We start from the raw sequence: 19,205 nt of genomic DNA, 5'->3' as shown, positions 1-19,205 counted from the left end.
GTGGCTCGTTCCGCAGTTTGCCATCCTCTTGGAGCATGTTAACCTTCTGCGCCGTGTGGCGGGCACCGTCCCTGGAAGCACGGGTGACCGTGGAGCGGCCGGCAACCCCTTTCGAAACGATACCATCGACAAAACCGCGGGATACCGGTCGTCGTGAAAACATTGAGCTGCCTTCTCTGGACGCCCCTTGCGGGCGCTCTGGTACTGGCCTTCCTGCCACGCCATTGGCACCGGCACGCCTGCAGCATCGCCCTGGGGTTCAGCGGCCTGTGTCTGCTGTTGACCCTGTTCGTCACCATCCGTTTCGAGACGAACTCGCCGGACGTCCAGTTCAGCGAAATGCTGCCCTGGAATCCCGGCATGGGCAGTTTCTATGCCTTGGGAGTAGACGGTTTCTCGCTGCCGCTGGTGCTGCTCTCGGCCTTCCTCTGTCTCGTGGCCTTGCTGGCGGGCCTGGGTGGCCCCCGGCCGCGCGGCTACTACATTGCTTTCCTGAGTCTGGAATTCGGGATGCTGGGCGTGTTCCTCTCCCGTGACTGGGCGCTTTTCTACGTGTTCTGGGAGCTGACGCTGATCCCGCTGTTCTTCCTGATCGATCAGTGGGGCGGCAAGCGCCGGCACGGGGCCGCCCTGAATTTCGTGCTCTACACGATGGGCGGTTCGGTGTTCATGCTGATCGCCCTGCTCATGGTCTACGCTGCATCGGCCGAGCATTCGACCCTCATGGATTCGATGCAGGGGGTGGCGCGCGGCCTGCCGCGCGGCAGCCAGGTCTTGATCTTCCTCGGCCTCCTCACGGGCTTCGGGGTGAAGATGCCGGTATTTCCCCTGCATGGCTGGCTGCCGCTGGCGCATGTCGAGGCGCCCAGCCCCATCAGTATCCTGCTGTCCGGCGCCTTGCTGAAGATGGGTGCCTACGGCTTGATCCGCGCCTGCGCCATGTTGCCGGAGGCGGTGGTCGTCATGCAGCCATGGCTGGCGGCGATTGCTCTGGTCGGGATCGTGTACGGCGCGCTGCTGGCATGGCGTCAGAGCGACCTGAAAGCCATGATCGCGTATTCCTCGGTCAGCCACATGGGCTTCGTGCTGGTGGGCCTCGCCGCGATGAATCCGGTGGGTCTGACCGGCGCGGTGATGCAGATGACCGCCCATGGTCTGGTGGCGGGCGCGCTGTTTCTTTTGATCGGCCTCCTGTACGAACGCACCCATACCCGCGAACTCGCCGATTACGGCGCCTTGGGCCGGACCGCGCCCCGCCTCGCGGCGTTTACCGTGCTGGCTCTGCTGGCTTCCATGGGATTGCCGGGCTCGGTCGGCTTCGTCGCCGAATTGCATGCGATGATCGGCGGCTTCCAGCATTTCGGTGCCTGGATGCTGGTCGCGAGCTTCGGGGTCCTGGTCGGCGGCGCCTATGCGCTGCGGTGTGTCGCCGCGCTGGTCGCCGGGCCGGCCAAGCCGGCGATGTCCGGCCTGGAAGACCTGCGTCCGGCGGAATTCGCCGGCGCGTCCTGCCTCGTGGCGGCCATCGTCTGGCTCGGCCTCGCGCCCGCCGCGCTGCTCGAGCTGAGCCGGGTGTCGATCGGACATTATCTGGCAGCGCTGCAGCCCGAATTCCTCTGAGTCGGACATGAGCCACCCGGGCGGCGCCTCCCTTACCGATCTCAAGATGCGCCTGGCGGAGGCCGTCCAACGTATGGAGCACGTGCTGCCGGGCCAGGCGCCGATCCGGGATTTCGTGCACCACAACACCTTGCACGGATTCCAGCACCTGCCGTTCGCAGCGGCGTTGGAGGAAGCCGAGCGTCTCACCGGCATCCGTGGCTATCTGCCGGAAAACGAATTTCGTGCGCTGCACCGGAAAGGCCGCATCGACGATGCCGACATCGACGCGGTACTCGACCGCCACCTCGGGGCGGCGGGGGAGGAAGTTCTCGCCGTCGCCGGCGGCGAGCCTGTGACCCGCCGCCAGATCCATCGCCTGCGGCTGACGGTGGACCTCGAACCCGTGGATCCTGCCCGTTTTACCTGGCTGGTCGACGAACTCGAGGCGCTCGACCGCTTTGATCCGGAGGTTTCGCCCGAAGCCCGGCGCCGGCTCATGGAGTCGGCCAAGCGCGGACGGGGAGAGGCCGTCGCCTCGCGTCGGCTGGTGCGGGATCTGTGGGACGCCTGTCTGGAACGGCTCGGGCTGGGCGACTACACCGCCTCGCATCCGGAGGATCTGTTGGGTCACGCCATCGCCCACGCCGAAGCGCTGTACGCTGATTTCAAGGCCGAATCCTCCGGCGGCGGGCTTTCGGTGTCGCATCGAGCCATGCGTGAGGAGGCGCGTGCCTTGCTTGCCGAAGAGATCGATGCCGTGGGCCGGGAGCAAACCCTTCGCGGCTTCATACTGAAGCTGACTGGGCAGGACGTGCTCGACCGCGTCCGGCCCCAGCTCATTCGCCATTGCGCTTCGCACCTCGACGAAGGGCTGGCCGCCTGGCATTCTCCGGACCGGAGCTTGGGATTCTATGCGGCCTGGAAGCGTTCCATGCGGCATGGCGCCGAAGGGGGGCTTGGCGAGGTTCCGTTGGGCCACGCCGAGCTGGACGCTCTGCCCGACGATCCGGCCGAGGTGGTCGTCTTCGAGCTCGAGCAGCGAGGCATCCCCTTGCCGTACTGGGAGGGTTATTTGGAGCGCCTGGCGCTGGAACTGCCCGGCTGGTCCGGGATGATGAACTGGCGGGCCCACCGCCCGCTCTACCGGGCCAACCGGACGGTGCCCGTGAGCCTGATGGACTATCTGGCGGTTCGCCTCATCCTGGACCGCCGCTACCTGGGGCGGATCTGTTCGGAAACCTGGGGCATCGGCGGCCACATCGGCGAACTGGCACGCTATTTCGAGGCTCATCTTTCCGAGTTCGTGGTTCGTCACGCCTTGTACTGCGGTGACCTGCCGGAGTTCCTGGCCGCGACGTGTGCCGATCTGGTACGGCGGGCCGGCTGTGAGCGCGTCGACAGGAAGCCGTGGCGTGTCGCTGCCGACATGATCTTTTCCTGGCGCCACGCGCCCGGGGCAGGGCGGGACCTACGCATTCGCCTCCACGGCAGCGGCTGGCGGCTGTTCAAGCTGGCTCAGCATCTGGGGCTTTCGGCGCACGATGTCCAGGCATTGTCGGCCAGCGAGATCGAACGGCTGCTCTGCGCGCTGGACGAGCTGACGCCCGCGCAGCGCGGCTACCTGTGGCTGTGCGCCTACGAACGCCACTACCGCGAGCCTCTGTTCAACGCACTGGCCAGCAACCATGGGCGCGGGCGCTGGGCCACCCGCGACGAGCGCCCTCAGGCGCAGATCGTGTTCTGCATGGATGACCGGGAGGAGGGCGTCCGTCGCCATCTGGAAGAACTGAACCCCGCCGTCGAGACCCTGGGGGCCGCGGGATTTTTCGGAATTCCCATGTACTGGCAGGGGCTGGACGATGCCGAACCTTCGGCCCTGTGCCCGATCGTCGTCACACCCTCCCACGAAGTGCGCGAGGTTCCCCGCCCCGGCGAGGAAGCGGCTCGGCGATTGCACGACCATAGGCGGGGAGTCGTCCGGCTGCTCGGCCGGGTCTTCAATCAGGAAATCCGGCGCAACTTGCTCAGCTCCCACCTGCTGATCGATCTGGTGGCTCCTGGCGTCGCGGTTGGCCTGATCGCGAAGGTCCTGCTGCCGCGCTGGGCGGCGACGTTGTCCCGCTGGCTGGCGGACCTCTGGATGCCCGAGGTGCCGACCACGCTGGCGCTGCATGCGGCGGATGATGCGGCGCCGGCCGGTCCGGAGCAGCCCCGCCCGGGCCTGACCGACGCGGAACAGGCGGACCGGGTGGCGGCATTCCTGCTGAACATCGGCCTGACTCAGGGCTTCGCGCCCATCGTGGTGCTGATGGGGCACGGTTCCGCCAGCCGGAACAACCCGCACCTCGCGGCCTACGACTGCGGGGCCTGCAGCGGGCGCCACGGCGGTCCCAATGCGCGGGTGTTCGCAGCCATGGCCAACCGGCCCCAGGTCCGGGAGCAACTGGCGCAGCGGGGCTTGGTAGTACCGGCGGACACTTGGTTCGTCGGCGCCGAGCACAACACCTGCAGCGAGGAAATCACCTGGTTCGACGTGCAGGACATCCCGCCTTTGAGCCGCATCGGCTGGCATGCCTTCGCAGCGCAGCTGGACGAGGCCTGCCGGCTTTCGGCCCAGGAGCGCTGCCGCCGTTTCGCCTCGGCGCCCCGGCGGCCCTCGCCGGCCCGGGCGCTGCGCCATGTCAGCGCGCGCTCGGTGGATTTCAGTCAGGCACGGCCGGAATTGGGTCATGCGACCAATGCCGCCGCCCTGATCGGCCGGCGTTCGGTCAGCCGGGGTCTGTTCCTCGACCGCCGGGTGTTCCTGATTTCCTACGACCCGACCCGTGATCCGGAAGGGCGCATCCTGGAAGGGATCCTGCTGGCGGCGGGTCCCGTGGGGGCCGGTATCAACCTCGAATACTATTTTTCCACGGTGAACAACGAGCGCCATGGCTGCGGTTCCAAGGTCGCCCACAACGTGACCGGCCTGTTCGGGATCATGGAGGGCGCCGCCAGCGATCTGCGTACCGGTCTGCCGCGGCAGATGGCCGAAGTCCACGAAGCCATGCGGCTGCAGGTCGTGGTGGAGCAGACGCCGGAAATCCTGGCGGCGATCTACCGCCGCCAGCCGCCGATCCGGGAGCTGGTCGGCAACGGCTGGATCCTGTTGTCCGCGATCGACCCGGGCGACGGTACGATTTCGGTGTTCGATCCGGAACGGGGCTTTGTTCCCTGGGCCGGCGCGGCGACCGATATGGCGTTGTGCGGCCGTTCGACCGACTGGTTCGAGGGCCATGTCGAGCCGCTGGCTCCTGCCTTGATCGCCGTTTGACGCCCCGCGATGGCCTCTCTCGAAAAAGCCGCTGTTCTGATTCCAATGCTGCCCGCAGCAGCCGCGTTCTGCATCGCCGCGGGCATCGCGCTCGGGCGTCTGGAGGGCGAATCCTGCGAACGCGTGAGCGCCCGGATCGCGCTGGCGGCGCTGGGGGCATCCGGACTGCTGGCTTTGCTGCTGCTGGTGCTGGGATCCGCCGGCATTCTCGATGCCCGAACGGTGCTGGGCACCTGGCTGGCCAGTGCGGATTACCGCGTGCTCCTCAGCCTCCAGCTCGACCGTCTGAGCTCGGGTTTGTCCGTGCTGATCGCCCTCATGGCCTACCTGGTCGCGCACTTTTCCATTGACTACATGCACCGCGAGCGGGGCTTCCACCGGTTCTTCCTGGTGCTCAGCCTGTTCACCGGGGCGATGCAGCTCCTGGTGCTGGCCGGGAATCCGGTGCTGACGTTTTTCGGCTGGGAGCTGGCCGGGGTCTGCTCCTACCTCCTGATTGCTTACGCCTACGATCGTCCGGTTGCGGCGGGCAACGCCACCCGAGCCTTCCTCACCAACCGTGTGGGGGACGCCGGCTTGGTTCTGGCGATCGCCCTGAGCTTCGCCTGGACCGGTCAGCTCGAGTGGTCGAGGTTGCTGGCCGGCCTGGCGCGGCTCTCGCCGGAGAAGCAGAACCTCGTGGCTGCGTGCTTCCTGGTCGCGGCTTTTGCCAAATCCGCCCAGGTGCCTTTCTCGCCGTGGCTGGCGCGCGCCATGGAGGGGCCGACGCCGTCGAGCACGCTTTTCTACGGGGCGCTGATGATCCATGCCGGGGTTTACCTGGTGCTGCGGCTCGAACCCCTGTTCGCCCAGGCCGAGGCGGTGTCGGCGCTGATGGCGGCGGCCGGTCTCGCGACCGCGCTCTACGGCTATTTCTGCGGGCTCAGCCAGACCGACGTCAAATCCGCTCTGGCGTTTTCGACTCTGGCCCAGGTCGGACTGATGTTTCTGGCCTGCGGCCTGGGGTTCTGGCAGCTCGCGTTCTGGCATCTGTTCGCCCATGCCGTCGTTCGTGGCTACCAGTTCCTCGCCGCGCCCGGGCTGATGCATGCGCTTTCCGGACAGCCGCCCCGACCTTTGCCGGCCTGGCTGGCCGAAAGCCGCCGGGGCTACGCCGCCTCGCTGAACCGGTTTTGGCTGGAGCCCGCAGTGGACCGCGCCTGCGTCCTGCCGGTGCAGCGCCTGGCGGACGACTTCGATACTTTCGACCGCCGGGTGCTGGATCGTCTCCTCGATGCCCCGGTCCCCGCGGTCCAGGCGCTTGCGGCGCTCGCCAACTGGGAGGAGCGGCGTATCGGGGTGCCGCTGGGCGCAGAGGCGGAGCGGCGGATCGGGGGGCTGCCGGGCTGGATCGTCGCCCGCACTGCTGATGTCCTGCACTGGTTCGAGGACCGTCTGGTTCTGCGGGGCGTCGGCCTCGACCTGTGGCGGGCGGGACGGCGTCTCGGTCGTGCCCTGCAGCGGCTCGAGGCGCTGCTCGCCGAGCCACGCTACGTGTGCCTGGTGTTGCTGATTTCACTGTTCGCGGTCGGGTGAAAGGGATTCCATGACGGGCGAGATACCCTGGTCCGAAATCACCGGCTTCCCGGTGCTGAGCACCTTGATTGGATTGCCGTTGGTGTTCATGCTGGCTGCGCTACGGGCAGAACAGCGGGGTCTGGCCTGGATCATCGGCTTGGCCGGCAGCCTCGCCGAGCTGGGGGTGGCCTTGTTCCTGCTGGCCCGGTTCGATGCCGGGACCGCCGATTTCCAGTTCACTGAACACACGGTGTTCCTGTCCCTCTTGAATTACCACCTGGGCGTTGATGGCATCAGCCTGGGGTTCGTCCTGCTGACCGCGCTGCTGACGGTACTGGCCCTGCTGTGCCGGGAAGTCGGAAAGGACGGCCCCTCCGGCCTGTACGTGGCGACGGTGCTGGCCTGCGAGGCTACGGCGATGGGTATGTTTCTCGCCCTGGATCTGGTCCAATTTTGGATAGCAGCCTGCCTCGAGCTGTGGCCGGTCGCTTTGATCCTGGGGCGCTGGGAGGGTGGCGACGGCACCGAGGCCAGGCGGGTCTACCTGCGCTTCGCCGGTATGGGGCTGGCGCTGCTGGGCGTGGGTGTTTTCCTGTTGGGGTTGGGGCATGCGCGGGCCACGGGAATCTGGTCTTACGATCTGGCGGCGCTGCTGGAGACCCCGCTGTCGGGCACGTTCGAATCCCTGGTTTTCGTGCTGCTGTTCTATGGATTCTCGGTGCGCCTGGCGCAGTTCCCGCTGCACGGCTGGCTGCCGATCGTCGCGGCGCAGGGCCCGCCGGTCACCGCCTTGGCGCTGCTGGTGGGTATGAAAGTGGGCATCTATGGCCTGCTGCGCTTCGTCTTGCCGCTGCTGCCCAACGCGGTCCACGAGTGGACCGCGTTGACACTGGGCCTGGCGCTGGCCGGCCTGTTCTACGGTGCGGTGCTCGCCCTGATGCAGCTCGATTTCCGCCGCCTGATGGCCTTCGCCACGGTCAGCCAGACCGGAATGCTGGTGGCCGGCGTCTTCGCCCTCGACCTCGAAGGCTTGAGCGGTACGCTGCTGCTGGCATTCGACTTCGGGGTGGCGGGGGCGGGGCTGTTCTTCCTGGCCGGCATGCTCCGGTGCCGTACCGGCACGCTGCTGCTGCCGCGTCTGGGCGGCCTGTTCGAATCCTTGCCGGGACCGGGCCTGCTGTTCCTGGTCGCCGCCTCGAGCACCATCGCCATGCCGGGCACGCCCGGCTTCGACGCCGCACATCTGCTGCTGGAAGGGCTGATCGAGAACCGCGGTCCCGCCGTCGCGATCGCGGTCGCCGTCGGCAACGTGCTGGCCGCGGGCTTTTTGCTGTGGGCGTTCCAGCGCATCTTTCTGGCGCATCGCCGCTCGCACCGGCCCTATCCCGAACGGCCGCGGCCGGGCTGGCGGGAGCACACGCTGATCGCCTTGCTGTGCCTGGTGTTGCTGGGGGTGGGGTTCTACACGGCTCCGTGGGTCCATCTCACCCGCCAGTCGCTGTTCCGGCTGGCGCAAGTGTACACTCCGCCGTCCGCGGTGCTTCCGGCCGCAGCGCGCCCGTCCACCCATCCCTCATGAGCGGAGCGTTGACGACACCATGATTCCCGAGGCCTTACCGTTGCTCAGTCTGCTGATCGGCCTGCCATTCGCGGCCGCCCTTGCCATGGTCTTGGTGCCGAAACCGGAGACCGCCAGGAGCCTGGCGCTGGCCGCCGCCGTGTTGGAGCTGCTGCTGGCCACGGTGCTGCTGTGGGGGTTCGATCCGGTCGATCCCCGCCTGCAGTTTGTCGAGCGCCATGCCTGGATTCCTTCGCTCAACGCGTATTACCACCTCGGCGTGGACGGCGTCACGGTGCTGTTCCCGTTTCTCGGCGCCGTCCTGAACCTGGCGGTCATCGTGGCCTCCTGGACGGTGGTGCAGAGCCGGGTGCGACTGTACTACGGCATGATCCTGATGTTGGGAGGGGCGACCGTCGGCGTGTTTTGCGCCACCGACCTGATGTTGTTTTTCCTTTTCTGGGAGATGACGATCGCCCCGGTCTACCTCTTGGCCGGTTTTTGCGGTACCGGTCCGCAGCGGCGCTACGCCGCCGTCAAATACGCCCTGTTCATGCTGGCGGGCGGCATCCCCCTGCTGTTCGCCATTCTGCTGCTGGCCCTGAATCACGCCCGCTTCCTCGGTGTTCCGGTGCCCGCCGGCCTGAGTTTCGATTATCTGGCGCTGCTGGATACCCCGCTCGACGGACGGCTGGCGACGACGGTGTTCCTCCTGTTTATGCTGGGCTTCGCCATCAAGGCGCCGCTGTTTCCTTTTCACGGCTGGCTGCCGACCCTCGCCATGGAAGGCCCGGCGGGGCTCGCCGCCTGGCTGGCCGGGCTCAAGCTCGGCGCCTTCGGCATCGTGCGTTTCGCCGTGCCGTTGAGCCCGCAAGCCGCGTTGGAACATCGCGGGCTGGTGGCAGGGGCCGGCATCGTCACCGCCGCCTACGGCGCCCTCGTGGCAATGCGGCAGACCAACCTGCGCCGGCTGCTGGCGTTTTCCAGCATCAGCCACGTCGGCCTGGTCGTCGCCGGCCTTGCGGCTTTGAACTTCCAGGCCGTGCAGGGTGCGCTGTTTCAGCTCGCCAATTTCGGCATCGTGGCGGGCGGGCTGTTCCTGGTCGCGGGGTTCATCCAGCACCGGATCGGCTCGACGGAAATAGACCGGTTGGGCGGCCTGGCGCGGCCGATGCCGCTGCTCGGCGCGCTGTTCTTCCTCCTGGGTCTGGCCAGCCTCGGCGTGCCCGGTACCAGTGGCTTTGCCGCCGAACACCTGATTCTCATCGGTCTGTTGCGACAACACATGGGACTCGGGCTCGCGGCTCTGTTTGCCGATGTCGTCGCCGCGGCCGGCATGCTCGGATATTTCCGGCGAGCCTTCCTCGGACCGGACAAGCTGGGCATGGCAGCCGGCGAATGGGACCTCAGGTCGCGCGAACGCCTGGTCGCCGCCGCGCTGGCGGCATGGATCGTGATTCTGGGACTGTTTCCGCGGCTCGCGCTCGATCTCAGTGACGGCGCGGTGAGCACCCTCTTGGCCCGGGTCCACGAGTCCCTGCCGGAAGGGCCGACCTCGGTGGCTGCGGCGGAATGATTCCAAAACCCGCGCCGTGAGGTCGAGCCCGGACGCGTTTGCCGATACAATACCGCCCGCCATTCGATCGACCCTTTCGTGCAGGTATCCCGATGCTCAACAGACATCCCATGCGCTGCCTCGTTTTCGCAACCGCATTGTTCACCGCCTTCGTTCCCCTCACCTCCATCGCCAAAGAAACTGGAAAAGCCAAGAAGATGACCGCTCCGCCGACCCCGACCCCGACTCAAGTGCAGCTCCACACCAACCTGGGTGATATCGTGATTCGCCTCGATGCCGAAAAGGCGCCCGTCAGCACTGCGAACTTCCTGGCTTACGTCAAGGAAGGGTTTTACGACGGCACCATCTTCCACCGTGTGATTCCCGGCTTCATGGCCCAGGGAGGCGGTTTCACCCAGGATTACAAGCAGAAGAGCACCCATGCGCCGATCAAGAACGAGGCCGACAACGGGCTTACCAACAGGCGTGGCACCGTCGCCATGGCCCGCACGCCGGATCCGAACTCGGCCACGGCCCAGTTCTTCATCAACTACGTCGACAACGACTTCCTCAATTACAAGAGTCCCACCCCACAGGGTTGGGGTTATGCCGTATTTGGTGAGGTCGTGAAAGGGATGGAAGTGGTCGACGAAATGGCGAAGGTGCCGACCGGCGCCGGTGGGCCGTTTCCGACCGACGTCCCGCAGAAGGCCATCGTGATCGAGAAGGCGACCGTCGTTTCACCCTGACCCTCCCCGTTCCGGAGGGTCGCGGTGCGACCCTCCGTCCCCCGTCGTTCCCCGCGACCTGCGAGGTTTCCGCCCCTGCAAGGAATTCTTGCCTGACCAGGCGCATTCTGTTATCAATTACCGATTTAACCCGATACGGCCAAGGAGCTAGTGGATGTCGAACGTCAAAGCCCCAGAAACCCCGTTCAGCTTTACTCCTTACGAGCCCGCCGAGGGCGAGGAGTACATGAGCCCGGGGCAGGTCGCTCACTTTCGCCGGATCCTCCAGAACTGGAAGTCCGAGCTCATGGCAGAGGTTGACCGCACCGTCCACCACATGAAGGATGAAGCGGCCAACTTCCCCGATCCGAACGACCGCGCCACCCAGGAATCCGAATTCAGCCTCGAGTTGCGCACCCGCGATCGGGAACGGAAGCTGATCAAGAAGATCGAAGAGGCCCTGGAAAATCTCGAGCGCGGAGAATACGGCTATTGCGAGACCTGCGGCGTGGAAATCGGCCTGCGCCGGCTGGAAGCGCGACCGACGGCCACCCAGTGCATCGACTGCAAGACCCTGGATGAAATCCGCGAGCGCCAGCTCGGTTGACGGTCTCTCCGTGCCGGCTTGAATTCCCGCCATCCGTCAGCCCCCTACCGGGGGCGTTTCGCCCCCTCTCCCACCGGTCCTCTTCACCTCGGTTCGCTCTATACCGCAGTGGTCGGTTTCTGCGAGGCCCGTCGGCGGGGCGGCGCCTGGCTGGTCCGCATCGACGACGCCGATCGGCAGCGCTGCCGGCAGACTCACGCCGACAGCATCCTCCGCACCCTGGAGACGCATGGGTTGTGGTGGGACGAGGCCGTCCTGTTCCAGAGTCGTCGGGACGAAATCTACCGCGTGGCGCTGGAGCGTCTCGCGGCCGGCAGCCGGGTGTTTCCATGTACCTGTCCGCGCCGCGAACTCGCCGGTTCCGGCCCGATCTACTCCGGCCGCTGCCGGGCCCGTTATCCGCGTCCGCCGGCCGGTGAACATGCGCTGCGGCTCCGGGTGGGCGATGCGGTCATCGGTTTCGATGACCGCCTCCAGGGCCGGATCGAGCAGGACCTGGGCAGCGCAGTGGGCGACTTCGTCGTCCGCCGCCGCGATGGTCTTCCTGCCTATCATCTCGCCACCGTCATCGACGACGCGGAGCAGAGAGTGACCGAGGTGCTGCGGGGTGTCGATCTGCTCGACTCCACTCCACGCCAGATCCTGCTGCAGCAATGCCTCGGTCTGCCACGGCCGGACTACTGCCACATCCCGGTGTTGACCGACCGCGGCGGCATCAAATTGAGCAAGCAGGCGGGGGCCCGCCCGGTGGACGCGGATGCCCCGTCGGAAAACCTGTGGACCGTGCTGGCCCTGCTGGGGTTCGTTCCAGAGCCGGCTCTCATCGGGGCCAAGCCGGCCGAGATTCTGGATTGGGCAGTGGCGCACTGGGACATCCGGCGCCTGCCTCCGGGGCGAAGGATAGACGTTGGCGGGCTGGCGGTTTGAAGTCCTCGGCGGTTTCCCTCAAACGATCCGCAACGGCGCAGGTCGTCCCTGTTCGCGGAACCGGCGGTAATCGGCGAGCACCTGGGCATGGTCGAACACCAGCGGCTCCGGGAGCGCGTCCAGACTGACGATCCGGCAAGTCTTGGCGTCGTCCGCAGCCAGCGGGTCGCCGGTGGCTTCTGCGACGTAGACGGCGGTGACGGTATGCCCGCGGGGATCGCGTGCCGGGTCGGAATAGAGCCCGAGCAGGGCAGTGAGGTGTACCGTTAGGCCCGTTTCTTCCAGCGCTTCGCGGATCGCGGCCCGCTCCACCGTTTCGCCGACGTCCACGAACCCGCCGGGGATGGCCCAACCCAGCGGCGGGAAGCCGCGCTCGATCAGGACGATGGGACGGCCGGGGCGGTCGGTCAGCTCGATGATGACGTCGGCGGCGAGGGCGGGTGTTTCGGGGCGGGGCATGGCCTTTTGTACCTGGTGAGTGTGTTGGGAGTAAAATCGCCGGTCACTGCGGGCATGTCCGCGGACTTTCTCGAAAGTGGTTGCGACGATGCGTAAATCGGGTTCCGGTAGCGGAAATTATCTCACCTTGACGGGGCTGCTGAGCCCGATCATTCGGCTGATCGGCGGCAAATTCCAGAAAATCTATTTCCAGATGGTCGAATCGGCCGGCCGGCACAAGCGCGACATTCTGGTGGCGCGGGTCGACAGCGCGCGCGGCAGTCTGGAGGAGGCCAAGGAGCAGTTCCAGACCGCCCTGGAAAGATTCAGCGCCTTGACCCGCTTCGATGGCGGCACCCTCGAGGACGTCTATCGGCAGCTCAAGATCGAGTTCGACTATTCGGCTTCCAAGGCGCTGGCCGTGCGCGACCGGATCGACGCGGTCCAGGATGTGGCCGAAGCGCTGTTCCGGGAATGGGAGGACGAGCTCGACCAGTACACCAACCGCAGTCTGCGGGCGGCGAGCCGGCAAAAGCTGAAGCTGACACAGCAGCACTATGCCCAGCTGATGAGTGCCATGCGCCGCGCCGAAAGCAAGATCGACCCCGTCCTGCGGCTATTCCGGGACCAGGTGTTGTTCCTCAAGCACAACCTGAATGCCCAGGCCATCGCCTCTCTGGAAGGTGAGCTGGCCGACATGAGTCAAGGCGTGGCCGGACTGATCCAGGCAATGGAGCGCTCCATCGACCATGCCGAGGTGTTCATGCGTACGCTGAGTGGTCCCAAGGTGCTGCCGGCCGGTCTCTGATGGCAGACGCTCCTTTCTGGCACGCCAAGGCGTTGGCCGAGCTCAGCCTGGCCGAATGGGAGTCGCTCTGTGACGGCTGCGGCAAGTGCTGCCTGCACAAGCTGGAAGACGAGGATACCGGCGAGATTCTGTACACTCGGGTGGCCTGCCGCCTGCTGGACATCGCCGCCTGTCGCTGTACCGCCTACCAGGATCGTTTCCGTTTGGTGCCCGACTGCATGGATCTGCGGCAGGTGCCGGACCAGTTCCATTGGCTGCCCGCCAGTTGCGCGTACCGTCTCCTTTCGGAGGGGCGACCGCTGCCGGCGTGGCACCCGCTGGTCTCGGGCGCGGCCGATTCGGTGCATCGTGCCGGCAAGTCCGTGTGCCGGTTGGCGGTTTCGGAAACGGTCGTGGACTGCATCGAGGATCATGTCATCGAGGGATTGGGCGATGCAGTATGATGCTGCCTTTTGCGAATTGAGGATGTATGGATTCCAAGACTGTAGTCGATGCCGCCCTCACCAGGCTGGATACGTTGCTGGCCGAGGACTACGGCGCCAAGGGCGGCAGCCTGGCCGAGCGGATTCGTGGTCTGGCCGCAGTGCTGCCGGCGGACACCCGCAAACGCCTGCTCGATCTGACGGCACGGGGTGAGTCACTGGCGCGGACGGGCGCCGGAGAGCGGGCGCTGGCCGAATTCGTGTTCGACTGTGGCGTGGCTTACGAGCAGGTCGATTTCCTGCGCAAGGCGCAACTGGCGGAGGACCTGGGGCTGGTCGAGGTGGGCGGGCTGGCGCCGGCCGAGCTGGAGCGTGGCGATCTGGATGCGATGGCCCGGTTCATCGCCGCCCGCGACCGGCTGGTGGCCAAGGTCGCGGGCTTCACGCTCAAGGCGCTCGCGGTCATGGGGGCTTTGTTCATCATCGGATTGGTTTTCGGGGTCGTCTGACGGCTGCCGGGTTAGGGGGACATGGGATGTTTTCAGTGGCGAAATCGAGGAGGCGCGGGTTTTTGCCGGCGCTGTTTGCAATCGGCCTGGCTGCGTGCGGGCCTTCGTTCGATGGAGAGAAGAATCTGATGGAAGCCAGGCAGTTCATGGCAGCCAACGGGCAGAAAGCCGGGGTGGTCACCACGGCCAGCGGCTTGCAGTATGAAGTGATCCGCGAGGGCGCGGGCGAATCGCCCAAGGCGACGGATACCGTGACGGTCAACTACAAGGGCGGATTTCCCGACGGTTCGACTTTCGATGCGGGGGACGGCGTCAGCTTCCCGCTGAACGGCGTGATACCGGGCTGGACGGAAGGGCTCCAACTGATGAAGCCGGGGGCCAAGTACCGCTTTTTCATTCCGCCGGAGCTCGGTTACGGCGAATACGGCGTCGGGAGGCTCATTCCCCCGAACGCCGCGCTGATCTTCGAAGTGGAACTGCTGAAAGTGGGCGGCTGACCGCGCCGGTTGGGTCCGGCCCCTCACCCGCCGCTTTTTTCGCGATGGGGGGCCGTACGCTTACGGAAGCTTGGCCGGATGGGTGAAGACGTAGTCGGCGGCTTTGGCGCCGCTGTGGCAGCCCATGCATTCCTGGGCGAAATCGGCGTTCGCGCCGTAGGGTTTCTGTTCCATCCCCAGCCACCGGGCATAGCCCCAGCCGCCGGTCGAGGCGTACTTGGCGGCATCCTTGACCATGAAATCGGCCTGAGTGAAGTCACCGGGTACCTCGGCCGACGGGAACAGCTCATGGGTGCTCTTTTTCCACGACAGCTTGACCAGAATCGCGCCGTCCGGCCAGGGATGGGTCCTGCCTTCGCGCGCGGCCTTGACGGCGATGTCGTTGCCGAGGATCGCGCGCAAATTGTTCTGCTCGATCCGTGAGGAAACGCCGATCATCTTCCAGTCCTTGTAGCCGGCAGGGAGCGAAATGCCGTTGGGCGCGGCTGCCGGTTCGGCAAGGACCGCGGCGGCGGGAAACAACAGGGCGATGGCCAGTTTACGCATGGGTGGTCTCCTTATGATGACGTTGCTCTGGGACGTAAGGTCGGGTCAGCCCTTGGGTCTGACGTGGACATAATAGGCGTGGCTGCGTTCGCAGCCATCCTTGCTGAACCCGCTGACCAGTATCCGTACTCGGGAGCCGGGTTGGTCGATCGGGGCGTCGGGGCGGCCTTCGACGGTCAGGCGTCCGCTGCGCTGCGGCGTGATCGTGGGCGCAACCGGCTTCCCGTCCACCCAGATTTTCAGCGTGGCGCCGTCGGTGTTGTCGGAAGCCGTGAAGGAAAACCGGTCGAAGATTTCCACGCTCGAATCGTTCGCGGGCGATTCTTCGAAAAACAGGGGTGGGGTGCAATCGAGGATCAGGCCGCCGTGATGGCTGAGGGCGGCGCCCGAGGCCATCACGGGGACCAGCGGCAGCGGTAGACAGGCGATGATCGTCTCGAATCTCATGGCGTGGCTCCTTGGTCATGGCGTGGTCGCCGGCTGCCCCGCCGTCGAGGAGTCGTCCAGTTGCAGGGCTTCGGCGAGGTAAGTTATCAGAATCCGGGCGGTGGCATCGACCGTCCCGCCGTAGGCGATGACGCCGTCGGAGTGGCCCAGCATGGCGATCAGCGGCACACCGGGTTTCGTGGCCAGGGCCGCCACCGCCAGCGCCATCGCCGGGGTGCCATACTCGATCTCCGGCGCCGTGGTCCGCAGGCCGAGCGTCCCGGCGTGGCGCCAGATTTCGGGGGAATGGGCATGCATGACGCAGTGCCATGCCGGATCGGCACGATAGACGGCGGCGTGCGTCAGGGCTTCGGAGGACGGCGGGATGGGGCCGCGCGCCTCCAACCGGTTCGTTTCCAGATCGAAGCCGTGCACCTCGCAATAGTCGTCGGCGGTCAGATGCATGCGTCCGCCGGTTTGGGTCCCGCTGATCAGGAAGCGGATACCGCCGTCGGGGAGGCGAAGGCTGACGTTTCCATAGGCAAGGCCGCCGTAACGCTGCGGATCGCACCCGTTGAGACCCAGCATCCGGATGATGCTGCGCCATGCGTTCAGCTCCCGGATAAGGTCGGGGTGAGGCAGGGGGCCCGGTGTGAAAATCAGCCGGTATCGGGTGACGCCTTCGCGGCCTGTCATCATCGGACGTTTGTTCCTGAACGGGTGGCGAACAGGAAGAGCACTGTACAAGCGCTGATCCAGCCCGCGGAGAGATAGCCGATGATGGCGTCGTAGGAGCCCACCAGTACGCCGAATGGTCCCGCGTTGCCATCATGGGTGAAAGACTTGCACGTCTTGATGACAAAAACCCATCCTGCATGGATGCCGATGCAGTAGCCGAGACCCTGTACGGTCCGCGCACGCATGCAGCCCAGGAACACGCCCGCGCACAACAGCGCCAGAAAGGAGCTGAAGTCGGCTTCCGTGATGCCATTGCCCACCGCATCCGCCAGCACCGTGAAGCCGCTGTCCCAGTTCAGTTCGCTCTCCCCCAGTTTCAGCCGGCTGCGGAGGAAATGCGGCAGCGTGTAATAGAAGGATGTGATGGCGATGACGTGGGCGGGACCGACGAACTTTGCCAGAATCGCGAAGGTCAAACCCCGGAACAGCAGCTCTTCGCTGGTCGCCAGCAACAGCGCGACTCCGACGTGCTTGAGCAGCAATACTGGAATGGAAGGGTGGCGGGCCGCCTGGATTTCGCTGAACACGCGGATGTCGAGTGCCATGATCACGGCGACGTGCAACCCCAGCATCACCAGGCCCAAGCCGAGCCCGATGCCGATCTGGCGGACGAACACGGCGTAACTGGCGGGAAAGCCTACCGAGCGCCAGCCGATCCCTAGCCGTCTCGCGCCCAGGATGAGACCGGCGAAGAGCAGCAGCAGGGTGCCGCGGCTCAGGATCGCGGTGATACCGAGCGTGCCGGCACTGAGCCGGACCAAGGGATAGCTGAGGGCAGCGACGAGGATCAGGGCGAGGGCGAGGCAAACGAACGGAGCAAGCGCGGCGGCGAGAGCGGAACGGAAGCGCATCGGGAGGATGTGAAAATTTGTTGAAATCCCTATAATATGGCGTGACTCTTTGCCGAAACCGGCCCAATCGTCTGCCATGTCCGCGCTTTCCTGGTGCCCGTCCTGCCAGACGCCGCGAGTATAATTGAACCATGAATTCATTGCGAATGTGGCGAAACTGGTAGACGCGCTGGATTTAGGTTCCAGTGGGGAAACCCTTGAGAGTTCGAGTCTCTCCATTCGCACCACTCTCGTTGGCCTGCCCGCCATCCGCCTTCAGGCGGTGAAGCGCATCCGGCACATCTCCGATTGAATGCACCCACGCCCAAGTTGAACCCGAGGTATTTCGAGTATGCAAGTGTCCGTTGAAACCGTCTCCGAGTTGAGCCGGAAAATGACCGTGAACGTCCCCGAAGAAAAGATCCGGGAAAAGGTCGAGTCACGCCTGAAATCCTTGGCCCGCGAGGTCAGGTTGGACGGCTTCCGTCCCGGCAAGGCGCCTGCTGGCCTCGTCCGCAAGCGCTTTGGCGCCCAGGTGCGGGAGGAGGTGCTGTCGGAGATGATCCAATCCAGTTTCCATCAGGCCGTGAACGACGAAAACCTGAGGCCGGCCGGCATGCCGCGAATCACGGCAACGGCCATCGGGGAAGGGGAGGGGCTTTCCTACATCGCGGACTTCGAAGTCCTGCCGGATTTCGAACCGTCCCCCCTGGAAAACCTGCAGTGCCCGCGTTTCGTCTGCGAGGTGACGGAAGGCGATCTGGAAGCGATGGTCCAGCGGTTGCGGGAGCAGCGCCGTAGCCGACGTGCCGTGGAGCGTCCGGCCGCCTTGAATGACGAGGTGGTGATCCATTTCGAAGGCAAGCTGGGGGAGGAAAGCCTTACCGATGGCCGACTCGAAAATTTCCGCGTCGTGCTGGGAGGGAGGCCACTGGTCCCGGGGTTCGAGGAAAAGCTGATCGGGGCGGAAGTAGGAAGTCGGCTGGCCTTCGAGCTGGATGTCCCCGCGGACTACGGCAACGAGAAACTGGCCGGCAAGACGGTCGCGTTCGATGTCGAGGTCGTCGGGATCAACGAGAGCGTGCTGCCGGAAGTCGATGCCGATTTCGTCAAGACCTTCGGCGTGGATGGCGATGTCGAGGCGTTCAGGGCCGACGTCCGAGCCAATATGGAGCGGGAAATGCGGCGCGCCCTCAAGGCTCGCACCAAGTCGGCCGTCCTGGACGCCTTGCTGGCGGCCAATTCCTTCACTTTGCCCGAAGTGCTCGTGGCGGACGAACTCAACGAGCTGCTGCAGCCGTATCACAAGGCGGCCGAGCAGGGGAACCCGGGTGTCGAACTGGAAGCGCTGAAGGAGCGCTACACCCCGTTGGCGAAGCGGCGCGTGGCTTTGGGGCTGATCCTGAGCAAGCTGATCGACGAGAACAAGCTCAGCGTGGACCGGAAGCGAGTGCGCTCCACCATCGAGGAGCAGGCCCAGAGCTATGAAAATCCGGAGCAGGTGGTCAACTGGTACTATTCCGACAAAAATAACCTGCGTGAAATCGAAAACCTGGTGCTGGAGGATCAGGTCGTGGATCTGATCCTGTCCAAGGCGGCAGTGACGGAGCAGCGCGTGGATTTCGCAACGCTCATGGCGCCGGCCGGTGCCACGGAACAGCAACCCCAATCGTGAGACCCAGGCCGATGATGACGGACGACAGGGGCTTGAAACGGCCCGAGACAGCTGCGGGCGGGCTGGTGCCCATCGTGATCGAGCAGTCGGCGCGCGGCGAGCGTGCCTTCGACATTTATTCGCGGCTGCTGAAAGAGCGCGTGATTTTTCTGGTGGGCCAGGTCGAGGACTACATGGCCAATCTGGTGATCGCGCAGTTGCTGTTCCTGGAATCGGAGAATCCCGACAAGGACATACATCTCTACATCAACTCCCCCGGCGGGCTGGTGACGGCGGGACTGGCGATTTACGACACCATGCAGTTCATCAAGCCGGACGTCAGCACCCTCTGTGTCGGCCAGGCCGCCAGCATGGGGGCGCTGCTGCTGGCCGGGGGCGCGGCCGGCAAGCGCTACTGCCTGCCGCATTCGCGGATCATGATTCACCAGCCGCTGGGGGGATTCCAGGGGCAGGCCTCGGACATCGACAT

The 19,205-nt window shown here is 65.5% G+C and carries 19 protein-coding genes and 1 tRNA gene; 15 read left to right on the top strand and 5 right to left on the bottom strand.

Annotated elements, in window-relative coordinates; all coding sequences use genetic code 11:
• Positions 1 to 153 precede the first annotated feature (153 nt).
• The 8 genes from H156_RS0100105 (at position 154) to gluQRS (ending at position 11,847) form a co-directional block, all read left to right on the top strand.
• A complete protein-coding gene (locus H156_RS0100105; protein ID WP_017364917.1) occupies positions 154 to 1,620 on the top strand; it encodes a complex I subunit 4 family protein in 1,467 nt (488 codons plus the stop codon).
• 73 nt (positions 1,621 to 1,693) lie between these two features.
• Complete coding sequence (locus H156_RS0100100) at positions 1,694 to 4,915, top strand: DUF2309 domain-containing protein (protein WP_081504034.1); 3,222 nt, start codon at positions 1,694 to 1,696, stop codon at positions 4,913 to 4,915.
• A gap of 45 nt (positions 4,916 to 4,960) precedes the next feature.
• Complete coding sequence (locus tag H156_RS0100095; protein ID WP_017364915.1) at positions 4,961 to 6,490, top strand: NADH-quinone oxidoreductase subunit 5 family protein; 1,530 nt, start codon at positions 4,961 to 4,963, stop codon at positions 6,488 to 6,490.
• 10 nt (positions 6,491 to 6,500) lie between these two features.
• Entirely contained in the window at positions 6,501 to 8,051 is a 1,551-nt protein-coding gene (locus tag H156_RS0100090) for a complex I subunit 4 family protein (protein ID WP_017364914.1), read from the top strand.
• A 19-nt stretch (positions 8,052 to 8,070) separates the two neighbouring features.
• Positions 8,071 to 9,606 (top strand): complex I subunit 4 family protein, encoded by a 1,536-nt coding sequence (locus tag H156_RS0100085; protein ID WP_017364913.1) that lies wholly within the window; start codon positions 8,071 to 8,073, stop codon positions 9,604 to 9,606.
• Positions 9,607 to 9,803: 197 nt separating this feature from the next.
• Positions 9,804 to 10,334, top strand: coding sequence for a peptidylprolyl isomerase (locus H156_RS0100080; RefSeq protein ID WP_050998160.1), 531 nt, complete (start codon positions 9,804 to 9,806; stop codon positions 10,332 to 10,334).
• 154 nt (positions 10,335 to 10,488) lie between these two features.
• Positions 10,489 to 10,920 (top strand): RNA polymerase-binding protein DksA, encoded by a 432-nt coding sequence (gene dksA, locus H156_RS0100070; RefSeq protein ID WP_010959865.1) that lies wholly within the window; start codon positions 10,489 to 10,491, stop codon positions 10,918 to 10,920.
• Positions 10,921 to 10,938: 18 nt separating this feature from the next.
• Positions 10,939 to 11,847, top strand: coding sequence for a tRNA glutamyl-Q(34) synthetase GluQRS (gene gluQRS / locus H156_RS0100065; protein ID WP_026045887.1), 909 nt, complete (start codon positions 10,939 to 10,941; stop codon positions 11,845 to 11,847).
• An 18-nt stretch (positions 11,848 to 11,865) separates the two neighbouring features.
• Here the strand turns inward: gluQRS and H156_RS0100060 are convergent, their stop codons facing one another.
• Positions 11,866 to 12,306, bottom strand: coding sequence for an NUDIX domain-containing protein (locus H156_RS0100060; protein WP_017364910.1), 441 nt, complete (start codon positions 12,304 to 12,306; stop codon positions 11,866 to 11,868).
• An 88-nt stretch (positions 12,307 to 12,394) separates the two neighbouring features.
• Between H156_RS0100060 and H156_RS0100055 the strand changes: the two genes are divergently transcribed.
• The 4 genes from H156_RS0100055 to H156_RS0100040 all read left to right on the top strand — a co-directional run bounded on the left by H156_RS0100055 (position 12,395) and on the right by H156_RS0100040 (position 14,521).
• Positions 12,395 to 13,093 carry a DUF2959 domain-containing protein gene (locus H156_RS0100055; protein ID WP_026045886.1) on the top strand — a complete coding sequence of 233 codons (699 nt, stop codon included), beginning with the start codon at positions 12,395 to 12,397 and terminating at the stop codon, positions 13,091 to 13,093.
• The gene (locus H156_RS0100050; RefSeq protein WP_010959869.1) at positions 13,093 to 13,536 is read left to right on the top strand and encodes a YcgN family cysteine cluster protein; all 444 of its coding nucleotides are present in this window, start codon (positions 13,093 to 13,095) and stop codon (positions 13,534 to 13,536) included. The genes H156_RS0100055 and H156_RS0100050 overlap by 1 nt, the downstream gene beginning before the upstream one ends.
• 26 nt (positions 13,537 to 13,562) lie before the next feature.
• Positions 13,563 to 14,024 carry a hypothetical protein gene (locus tag H156_RS0100045; RefSeq protein ID WP_010959870.1) on the top strand — a complete coding sequence of 154 codons (462 nt, stop codon included), beginning with the start codon at positions 13,563 to 13,565 and terminating at the stop codon, positions 14,022 to 14,024.
• Positions 14,025 to 14,086: 62 nt separating this feature from the next.
• Positions 14,087 to 14,521 carry an FKBP-type peptidyl-prolyl cis-trans isomerase gene (locus tag H156_RS0100040; RefSeq protein WP_371131247.1) on the top strand — a complete coding sequence of 145 codons (435 nt, stop codon included), beginning with the start codon at positions 14,087 to 14,089 and terminating at the stop codon, positions 14,519 to 14,521.
• Positions 14,522 to 14,581: 60 nt separating this feature from the next.
• Here H156_RS0100040 and H156_RS0100035 read toward each other — a convergent pair whose 3' ends face one another.
• Genes H156_RS0100035 through H156_RS0100020 form a run of 4 tightly spaced genes read right to left on the bottom strand, consistent with a single transcriptional unit; the run spans position 14,582 to position 17,160 of the window.
• Positions 14,582 to 15,067: a cytochrome P460 family protein gene (locus H156_RS0100035; RefSeq protein WP_010959872.1), complete on the bottom strand. Its 486-nt coding sequence runs from the start codon at positions 15,065 to 15,067 to the stop codon at positions 14,582 to 14,584.
• A 45-nt stretch (positions 15,068 to 15,112) separates the two neighbouring features.
• Entirely contained in the window at positions 15,113 to 15,514 is a 402-nt protein-coding gene (locus tag H156_RS0100030) for a hypothetical protein (RefSeq protein WP_017364908.1), read from the bottom strand.
• Between the two features lie 15 nt (positions 15,515 to 15,529).
• Complete coding sequence (locus tag H156_RS0100025) at positions 15,530 to 16,192, bottom strand: class II aldolase/adducin family protein (protein WP_017364907.1); 663 nt, start codon at positions 16,190 to 16,192, stop codon at positions 15,530 to 15,532.
• A complete protein-coding gene (locus tag H156_RS0100020) occupies positions 16,189 to 17,160 on the bottom strand; it encodes a CPBP family intramembrane glutamic endopeptidase (RefSeq protein ID WP_036245781.1) in 972 nt (323 codons plus the stop codon). Before H156_RS0100020 ends, H156_RS0100025 begins: the two co-directional genes overlap by 4 nt.
• A 64-nt stretch (positions 17,161 to 17,224) precedes the next feature.
• Here H156_RS0100020 and H156_RS0100015 point away from each other — a divergent pair.
• From H156_RS0100015 to H156_RS0100005, 3 genes are all read left to right on the top strand, one after another.
• Positions 17,225 to 17,309, top strand: a tRNA-Leu gene (locus H156_RS0100015).
• Between the two features lie 104 nt (positions 17,310 to 17,413).
• Positions 17,414 to 18,736, top strand: a complete 1,323-nt coding sequence (gene tig / locus H156_RS0100010) for a trigger factor (RefSeq protein WP_017364905.1) — start codon at positions 17,414 to 17,416, stop codon at positions 18,734 to 18,736.
• Between the two features lie 32 nt (positions 18,737 to 18,768).
• Positions 18,769 to 19,205: ATP-dependent Clp protease proteolytic subunit (locus H156_RS0100005; RefSeq protein WP_428829177.1), on the top strand; the 437-nt coding region annotated here is incomplete at its 3' end.

This window comes from Methylococcus capsulatus str. Texas = ATCC 19069 (assembly GCF_000424685.1).
GTDB lineage: Bacteria > Pseudomonadota > Gammaproteobacteria > Methylococcales > Methylococcaceae > Methylococcus > Methylococcus capsulatus.
Note: the sequence above shows the minus strand (reverse complement) of the source record. Positions and strands in the feature narration are given on the sequence as shown.

Coding starts and splice junctions, on each gene's coding strand:
- H156_RS0100080 (WP_050998160.1), top strand. CDS start 9,804: ATGACCGCTCCGCCGACCCCGACCCCGACTCAAGTGCAGCTCCACACC.
- tig (WP_017364905.1), top strand. CDS start 17,414: ATGCAAGTGTCCGTTGAAACCGTCTCCGAGTTGAGCCGGAAAATGACC.
- H156_RS0100100 (WP_081504034.1), top strand. CDS start 1,694: ATGGAGCACGTGCTGCCGGGCCAGGCGCCGATCCGGGATTTCGTGCAC.
- H156_RS0100060 (WP_017364910.1), bottom strand. CDS start 12,306: ATGCCCCGCCCCGAAACACCCGCCCTCGCCGCCGACGTCATCATCGAG.
- H156_RS0100035 (WP_010959872.1), bottom strand. CDS start 15,067: ATGCGTAAACTGGCCATCGCCCTGTTGTTTCCCGCCGCCGCGGTCCTT.
- H156_RS0100090 (WP_017364914.1), top strand. CDS start 6,501: ATGACGGGCGAGATACCCTGGTCCGAAATCACCGGCTTCCCGGTGCTG.
- H156_RS0100030 (WP_017364908.1), bottom strand. CDS start 15,514: ATGAGATTCGAGACGATCATCGCCTGTCTACCGCTGCCGCTGGTCCCC.
- H156_RS0100050 (WP_010959869.1), top strand. CDS start 13,093: ATGGCAGACGCTCCTTTCTGGCACGCCAAGGCGTTGGCCGAGCTCAGC.
- dksA (WP_010959865.1), top strand. CDS start 10,489: ATGTCGAACGTCAAAGCCCCAGAAACCCCGTTCAGCTTTACTCCTTAC.
- H156_RS0100020 (WP_036245781.1), bottom strand. CDS start 17,160: ATGGCAGACGATTGGGCCGGTTTCGGCAAAGAGTCACGCCATATTATA.
- H156_RS0100025 (WP_017364907.1), bottom strand. CDS start 16,192: ATGATGACAGGCCGCGAAGGCGTCACCCGATACCGGCTGATTTTCACA.
- H156_RS0100085 (WP_017364913.1), top strand. CDS start 8,071: ATGATTCCCGAGGCCTTACCGTTGCTCAGTCTGCTGATCGGCCTGCCA.
- H156_RS0100095 (WP_017364915.1), top strand. CDS start 4,961: ATGCTGCCCGCAGCAGCCGCGTTCTGCATCGCCGCGGGCATCGCGCTC.
- H156_RS0100055 (WP_026045886.1), top strand. CDS start 12,395: ATGCGTAAATCGGGTTCCGGTAGCGGAAATTATCTCACCTTGACGGGG.
- H156_RS0100045 (WP_010959870.1), top strand. CDS start 13,563: ATGGATTCCAAGACTGTAGTCGATGCCGCCCTCACCAGGCTGGATACG.